At 64.7% G+C, this 1190-nt stretch carries 1 protein-coding gene; it reads right to left on the bottom strand.

The window, feature by feature from the left end; all coding sequences use genetic code 11:
* Positions 1–1169 (bottom strand): IS5 family transposase (locus IVB01_RS27250; protein WP_247495002.1); only part of this gene is annotated, 1169 nt, incomplete at its 3' end.
* Positions 1170–1190 lie beyond the last annotated feature (21 nt).

The raw sequence follows: 1190 nt of genomic DNA, 5'->3' as shown, positions 1-1190 counted from the left end.
CCGATGACCGGTTCGACGGCGGACCGCCTTCGCAGCTCGCGCGTGATCTGTGGCGTCACCCGCCGCTTCTGCCCTGACGTGAACACCCTGAACTTGTAATCGGGTGGGGCATTGTGGCCGCGATAGCCCTTGTCGGCGAGGAGGCGCTCGAGGGTATTGCCGATGAGGGCTTCCATATCCGGGATCACGGTTGCGAGCGTATGCCCGTCATAGGGGTTGCCGGGCGGCGCCTTCACGTGGGTCACGAACTGACCGCCTTTGGCGTGCGCCAGCGACGTTGCAACCGAGACTTTGACGCCGAACTCGTAAGGCCGGTGGGCCTTGCCCTTGCCGATGCACTCCACCTCGGGCGCGTGCAGCGAATAGACCTTGGGTCCACGCCGGTGCTGCTTCTGCTCCAGCACGCGTCGCGCCCGCGCCAGCATGCGCTCCAGCACGATCCCGGCAAGCAAGTCGGCGTTGCCCCCGAGTTTGCGGCCGATGTCGCGGATAATGCGGCCGAGATAGGTCTTGAGCTTCTTCAAGGCCCTGTTGGCACGCTTGAACTGCTTGGCGTGGGCATAGCGCTGATGCTTGATCAGCGCGAACTTGCCCACCCTGGCATAGGACTGGCGCAGCTTGACGCCGTACCTCTTGGCCAGCCGCACCAGGATCTCGCGGGCGCGGTTCAGCAGCCGCGCATCGGTGGGGAACATCACGTTCTTGGGCTGCACCGTCGTGTCGACGATGACGCGATTGAGATCGGACGGCTTGAGCGCCTCGGTCTTGGTGGCAACCGAAAGGCTCTCCTGCAGCAAAGCCTGCAGCTTCTCCTCGCCCATCCGCTGGCGCCAGCGCGTCAGCGAAGAGCGATCGAACACCAATCGGTGCTGGAAGAACTCCTCGCCGCAGAAGAACTGGTAATAGGGGTTCTCCACCCAGCGCTCGCACAGGACCTCGTCGGAGAGGTCGTAGGTGTGCTTGAGGATCGCCAGCCCCGCCATCAGCCGCGTCGGCAATGGCGGCCGGCCCGGCTTGTCCTCGTAGACCGCCCCGAACCGCTGCTCCAGGAACGACCAGTCGATTGTCCCCGCCAGCTTCACCAGCGGGTGCCCCATATCGATGATCGCGTCCAGCCGCGAGCGCAGAAGATCGGTTTGTCCCGTCCCGCGTCGTTCCTTTGGTCGCATCGCTCCCTCCGATGCGACGAC

It is taken from the genome of Bradyrhizobium sp. 164 (genome assembly GCF_023073715.1).
In the GTDB taxonomy this organism is placed as follows: Bacteria; Pseudomonadota; Alphaproteobacteria; order Rhizobiales; family Xanthobacteraceae; genus Bradyrhizobium.
The sequence above is the reverse complement of the archived record's forward strand: the minus strand, read 5'-3'. Positions and strand labels throughout refer to the sequence as shown.